Source organism: Cupriavidus sp. 01L45, assembly GCF_056399885.1.
The window spans coordinates 1-6805 of record NZ_JBFTSG010000116.1 but is presented as its reverse complement, the minus strand read 5'-3'; the positions used below and the strand labels follow the sequence as shown (position 1 = coordinate 6805).

Annotated in this window: 4 protein-coding genes and 1 pseudogene; 3 read left to right on the top strand and 2 right to left on the bottom strand. The window is 58.5% G+C overall.

All coding sequences use genetic code 11. The features are described 5' to 3' along the window. Positions 1–56: 56 nt before the first annotated feature. Together AC1DT6_RS39815 and AC1DT6_RS39810 are read left to right on the top strand one after the other, a co-directional pair. Positions 57–470, top strand: a complete 414-nt coding sequence (locus tag AC1DT6_RS39815; protein ID WP_477115559.1) for a nucleotidyl transferase AbiEii/AbiGii toxin family protein — start codon at positions 57–59, stop codon at positions 468–470. 118 nt (positions 471–588) lie between these two features. Then, complete coding sequence (locus AC1DT6_RS39810; RefSeq protein ID WP_477115558.1) at positions 589–1347, top strand: tetratricopeptide repeat protein; 759 nt, start codon at positions 589–591, stop codon at positions 1345–1347. A gap of 538 nt (positions 1348–1885) precedes the next feature. Here the strand turns inward: AC1DT6_RS39810 and AC1DT6_RS39805 are convergent. Continuing rightward, positions 1886–3007: pseudogene (locus AC1DT6_RS39805) on the bottom strand (helix-hairpin-helix domain-containing protein); the annotation flags it as partial. A gap of 570 nt (positions 3008–3577) precedes the next feature. Next, complete coding sequence (locus AC1DT6_RS39800; protein WP_477115557.1) at positions 3578–4117, bottom strand: hypothetical protein; 540 nt, start codon at positions 4115–4117, stop codon at positions 3578–3580. 406 nt (positions 4118–4523) lie between these two features. Between AC1DT6_RS39800 and AC1DT6_RS39795 the strand changes: the two genes are divergently transcribed. After that, positions 4524–6683, top strand: coding sequence for an endonuclease (locus tag AC1DT6_RS39795; protein ID WP_477115556.1), 2160 nt, complete (start codon positions 4524–4526; stop codon positions 6681–6683). Positions 6684–6805: the final 122 nt, after the last annotated feature.

The following is a 6805-nucleotide window of genomic DNA, read 5'->3' as shown; positions in this document are numbered from 1 at the left end:
CTTCTTACCGTGGCTTTCCGCTTCCGCAAAACTGATCTGTCGCTTCATCTCCGGACCTGACTCAAGGGCATGCTTATGACAACGCACTCATCCTATGTCGCGATGACTCGCGAACCGATTTATTCAGCATTTCCCTAGATGAGATGCTCGGCACTAAATTGCGAGCGCTCCTGCAGCGCGAGCATGGCCGTGACCTGTTCGACCTGTGGTGGGCGTGGTCCTGCAGCCAGTCGCCGGGCTCAACGTCCAAAGTCGACCCGGCCCGGGTGGGCGCGGCCTTTCGGTTCTACATGAGCCAGGAGGGCAGTACGTTCAGCCCCGAGGACGTGCGCGCTGAACTCGCGCGGCGGATGACCTCGCGGAAATTCCTGTCGGACATGGATGGGTACCTTCCATTTGGCAAGGAATACTCGCCAATACGCGCACATGAGGAATTCTGCGACGTTTTCCTCCCGCACTTAGCCGGCTGAACCGACCAGAACAGGTCGAGGGAATGCTGCCAGGCGGCGGAGCGCCGCGCATACGCGCGACCGCTAAGGTGGCGGATCGATGCTGCTAGACTTCCTGCCCTGCGCAGCGGAGGAAAGGATGGAATTGGAATCGGGTGTTGTAGCGCTCGGGCGACTAATGGAAGGCGATTTCGACGTTGACGCCACACGTGCGACCGAATACCTTGCGGGGGAGTTAGCGGCGGGCGCCATCACACCCCAGGTTGTCAACGGGCTCGCCTGCCAGCTCCTGGACTCCGCAAATCCAGTCGGGGAGGCGGCGGCACGCCGACTTTGGGAAACCCTTTCCGAAGGGCCTTCGCCATTTCCCGAGGCCCTCGCCAACCTGGCCATCGCCTGCCTGAAGAGCGCCGGTGGGAGTTGTGATCCCGCGTACGCCAATCGCCTTTTCGAGAGGATCCTCTCCATTCCGGGCGCGCCCGCGCAGGTCCGTCTGACAGCACTGAGCGGTCTCGGGGACAGTCTAATGCTGGGACGAGGCGCCCAGGTGGATCGCTACCGCGCGCTGGCACTCCATGAGGAAGCCGCGGGCCAGGGGACTTCATCGGCCGCGATGAATGCAGCAGTGACGTGGGACGATTATCCCGGGCAGAGCAGGGAGAATTTGCCGCCGGTCGACTACGACAAGGCGGCCCATTTCTATGGCCTCGCAGCGGCCGGCGGGATTGTTCACGCGACGGCGCGACTGGCTCTCCTGCATCTGCATGGGCGACACTCCTCCGCCGATGCCAATCACGGATTTTCGCTTCTGAGAAAARCAGCAAAGCGCGGCGATGCGGCGGCCCGGGCAGCGCTTCAGGAGATTGCGGAACGGATGATGTCATCAGCCTTCCCGTAGACCCTGATGTTGTGACGCAGGCTGGCGCGCCATGGCGCGGGCGCGAGAGCGGAATGGTGGTCAGCCCAGACGATGGGGTTACCAGTTCGCCAACTCACAGCGCTTCGAGCCGCGGGGCATCCACATTGCGGCCTCGCTGGTTTGCGGTTTGCGGCGTCCTGTTTGCGACAACTCAGTGCCTGCCCGCCACCCGCCCGCAAAAAAACCCTCTGCCGGGCAGGCAAAGGGCTGAACGTCCAATGAAGAAATCGGGCAGTCATCGCGAGCCACCCGGCTGTCAGTATCCGCTTGGTTTGCCGCAGCCGGCAACCAAGCGCAGACCACCACGCCCGTTCCCACACATTTGCAGAGATAGCCGGCCTTCGACGGCTAAGGTCGCCACGGGTCTACTTGAGAGTAACTCGCGCCCTAATGCACGTATTACGGCGCTGGAGAATATGTGCCGATCCGCCAGCCAGGTGGGAGGTGTGTACCCAATTTTCCCTACTCTTGATAAGAAAGATCGGCATGGCGTTTTGAGTCTAGCTGCATCCGTCAGCTAGCAGAAATCGCGGCTGCTCGTTTCCAGGTGGCCGAGCAGCGGTGTGAGATCCACCAACCGCTGTGCAACGAGGTGCCTCACTTCGCCCTCGCACTGCCACTGGCCCAGGACACCGATCAAGCGAGCGCCCAGCACCTCTTTGCGGAACCGCTCCAGCACCGACGGCCAAACGATCACGTTGACCGATCCCGTTTCATCCTCGATGGTCATGAACAACACGCCATTCGCGGTGCTTGGGCGCTGTCGCACCGTCACGATGCCAGCGCCACGGGCCAACTGGCGGTCCTGATAGCGGAATAGCGTTTCCGCTGTCACGAACCGTCTGCTGGCGAGATGTCGTCGCGGCAGCGCCAGCGGATGCCGGTTGAGGGTCAAGCCCGTCGATCGATAGTCCGCGACAATGGCCTCGCCCTCGCTAGGCGCCACCAGTGAAGGTAGTTCTTCCGGCACGTCGGCAGGCCGCAACAGATCCTTGTCGGGCACCGCGGCCGTGGCCTGCCAGAGCGCATTGCGTCGGTGGCCAGCGAGGGCTCGCAGTGTGTCGCCGGCGGCCAGGACCTGCATATCATGCCTATCCAAGTTCGCGCGGCGGGCAAGGTCCGTCGTCCCTGAGAATGGGCGCACGGCGCGTGCCTCCTCAATGCGCTGCGCCGCCTCCGCGCGCATCCCGCGCAGCAGCGAGAGGCCGAGCCGAACCGCTGGCGGCTTCTTGTCGACGGCTTCCAGTGACGAGTGCCAGCCGCTGATCGTGACGTCCACTGGACGCACTTCGACACCGTGGCGTTTCCCATCCTGCACGAGCTGCGAAGGCGAGTAGAACCCCATCGGCTGGCTGTTGAGCATCGCGCAGAGGAACACGGCCGGCTCATGGCATTTCAACCAGGCGCTGGCGTAGACCAGCAGCGCAAAGCTGGCCGCGTGGCTCTCTGGGAAGCCGTATTCGCCGAAGCCTTGGATTTGCCGGAAGATACTCTCAGCAAATTCCCGTTCGTACCCGCGTTCCAGCATGCCGGAGACGATGCGGTCGTAGTAGTGCTCCAGCCCACCCTTGCGCTTCCAGGCCGCCATGGCCCGACGCAGCTGGTCAGCCTCGCCTGCCGAGAAACCAGCGGCTACACGTCTGACCGCCCACACCAACGGTTACTAAGCGGCCAAGGTTGGGGAGACGCACGGCATCTCCGTTGATGTGAGGAATCGAACGATTCGGTGTTCCGCGGCAACACGCCGTACGCAACCGGAATTGGGGCGTTGGCGTTGCGTCTTGTGCACGCGCGATATCCCGGCGGCCATGTCCACTGGCGTAATCGACAATGGCGGAGACCGGAACCTGCCAGGCAGCAAGGTGTTGTGGAATTGCAGCACATTCAGGTCGATCGCCGGTGGGGTGATAGACCCGAAGCAGGCGAATCTGCGTATGTCACAACATCGCCCTGGCGTACGCGAGACCAACAGTGAGCATGTTGGTCTCGTGGGCCTCGCCTGCTTCCCAGATCCCGGAGCGACTCGCCGCAGCCATGAAACGGACTTGACTAGTGGTGTCCGCCTCTTAGCTGTCTTCCACGAGGACGGCGTCTGCAGCAGGTGTGCTGGACCTCAAATCCGCCAGTTCTCCATCTGCCGATGAGGATGAAGCGGGCGCTGTGGTAATGCACGATCTGACCTGCGGATTCAAGAGAACGTCGGGAGAAATCAGCGCTTCGACTTCTTCTTCGAACTGCTGCGGTACGTGTTGTAGTCACGGGGGTTATCTGGCTCATAGTCGCCCATCTCACGCCGACAACAGTGAACGATTCCGTTGGGTTCAATAGTCTTCAGATTGGCGTCGACTATCAGGCCGCATGTATCGAGGAAGCGGCTTGTTCCGCGTTGGGTTTTTGGCAGATTTCTAAATACCCCCGCTTCTTTAAGGCGTCGTCGAAGGATGGCTCGGGTCGGAAGGTTGGTCGGGAGCCAGTAACCCGCCCAGCCTGTAACTATACGGAGCTCCAAGGTGCTGAAATCGACCTTTGCCTTTTTGAGGGCCGCGACGATTTCAGGGACGACAGCGGTCGATTTCGGGGTATCGAAGTGCGCGAGAAAGCCCACTCCATTTTTGTCGATTCCCGCTAGTCCTGTACATGTCCAGATGATTTTAGTCTGTACGACATGGATGTTATGTTCGAGCGTAGCTCGTTGCTCTGGGACTACCACCTCATACTCTCGCTGTCTTACTTTTTCTATCATCGACATTGTCTTTTTGTGCGGCTAAGGCCGTGTTGCGGTTGGGTTCCATGGTATTGCTGTCGTTCTAACGGTAGGGATGTGCGCCCCGCTGAACGGCTGCTTGGAGTCTGCGGATTCGACCGGTCGATGCCAACGGAATGCTGGAAAGCGGTCAGCCACGGATTCATCGAGGCGGTGAGAACCACGGCGCTGCCGGATGCCGGTACTACTTGGCTCGGAAGGCGGAATGGTCCACGCATGCACCCGACGAGCTCTTATGTCGACCGACTGCGCTTGCACTAAACCCCACGAGAGCGGGATGCGAGATGGCGAGTGTGCCTGTACAATTCATCTGGAATGACCGTCTCTACAGCGGAAAAGCCCACCGTCGGCCGGCGCATCTCCCGAAGATAACCAGATTCCCGTTCGCTCCATGTCGCTACTTGCTATTGCAGAAGAACTCTCGAAAAAAAAGCACATTGATGCCATCGTGGCTGCCGCTAGGTCGATGTCCGGAGTAACTGCGACAAAGAAAGAATTCAAATCGGCGCTCGAAATTTTCAATGACCATCTGAAGTCTGAAAGGCAACGCGAGGCAGTTGCGTATCTGTTGATGTTGTTACTTTTCGATGCCAATGGCACGGTCGCGAGATTGAAGCGGGGCGGCACGTTGAGAGCGTCCCGCTATCAGTTCAGGTCGAAGACGTTGAAGCGGGTTCTGAATGCTGCCTTCGAGGTTTTGCCGGAACTTCCGCTGCGACCCGACAGACTGCAATATCTTCGCTCCGTGCAGGCGCTACTGGTGATCGCGCCGCAGGCCAATCTCGTATATCGTGGGCTTGTCGCGCGATTGCGTGGATATCAGAAGAATGGGTTGAAGACACTGCTCGTGGTGGTCAACGAAGTGTTTTCCAACGACTGGCAGCCGGATCCGAGTGCGCAATCCGATGAGCTGACGTATTGGGGTGCCGAGGAGATTTCCTACGCGTTCTCGTATATTCTAAAGATCGTGCGCGATGAGATCGGTCACACTGAAAAAGGTTGGCAGCATGTGGACGATAAGCTCGCTTCCCCTTTCGAGAGCATCTACAGCCGCATGCTGGTGGATGCCGCAAAGTTGAATGAGTATCGTGAAGCGGAGAGCTTGTTAGACGGCCTGCCCTATCGTGCAGTGTCAACCAAGAACTCACTCGAAGTATCTTCGGTAGACGAATCGTTCGAACAATCTGTGCGACTCGGATACATCCAGGCAGACATTCAAGTAGCCATCCGTTCTGTCGGGGTGGTCCGCCAGTTGTACGATGCACAGACAAACACGTTGCCGACTGTCGCGCAGTTCGTTAGTGACGCATTTCGTGCCGGAATGGGCGAACTGTTTACGATTGCTTCGGAACCTCTCGAACGACTCGTATTCGGTTTGGTGATGGCGGAACCCTTTTTCGCGCCCATCACCGCTGAACGTTACTTTGCCGAAGAGGCCGCTCAGCTCGTCGGCGTTGCGATCGACAGCTTTCTGCCCGACAACGAAGACGTTCGTACGATTCGCGTGAGCGAGAATCTGAATATTGCTGACATCACCAAGGTGCAGCGCCTATTTAGTTTCATTAGCGCCGCATATAATGAAAGGCTCAAAGAGATCGAAGACGATAATCTCCAGAACATACTACGTATCCGATCCGTGGTTCCTGTCATGCAGCGCGAGATGTTGTTGGAAGTCCTGAGCATGATTGTTCCGCGTGCAAAAGCAGAGGAGCTCTTGGGGTTGCTCGCGCTGTCGGAATCCGCGGAGCATATTGACCTCCAGTACAAGCCGATAATTAAGGCGGGTGACTTCTACGTGATTGCGCCGGCTCTTCTGTACAAGTCGAACCTCTCTCGGAATATCATCGTTGGGAACAAGCTGCGAAATGAGCTGGTAGAGGAGCAGGATCCCATGCAGGCGGCTGTGGTCGATGCTCTAAGGGAAGCTGGCTTTCTAGTAGAACCTGGATTTGAGTTCGACATAGATGACGATCGGGAAACCGACATTTTCTGCTGGTTCCAAGGGCATTTCTTTGTCTTCGAATGCAAGAACTCGTATCACCCGTGCTCTGCGCACGAGCTTCGGACCAGTTACGAGCACATCAAGACGGCGGAGACGCAGTTGAATGTTCGTCTCTCGTGGCTACGGAATCTCGACAATCAGGAAAGGCTGTTGAAGGCGCTCTCCTGGGACGTGCCGGCAACCAGCAACGTGCATACGGGAATCATTACTGCCAACCGCCTATTCAACGGCTATCGGCACGGTGCCCATCCCATTCGGCAGGCGCATGAACTGATCAATCTGGTGAAGCGTGGTGTCATTGGTCGTGGCGAACAGGAGCCACTGCGCATTTGGAGTGGCGAGCAATTCTCTGTGGGCGATTTGGTTGACTACCTCGAGGGGAGGAACATCATAGGGATGCAGTTGGATCAACTCGCACCTTCGGTGAGGACGATCCAGTTTGGAGAAGCGTCGTTGAATTTTCAACGGTACATGATGGATATTCGCGAAATGGGGCGCCGTCTCGAAGGGGCGTATCTTCCGGTAGCCGGCGCTGTAGAGGAAGCGTGACCGGGGGATAGCGGCAATCCACCCAAGATAAGCCGCCAAATAAAATCGCATTTTGCGCCGAGGACACTTGACAGGTGACGAGGTTCGAGCGGCCGCCGCCCTGCTTGCGCTCTGCTTGCGCT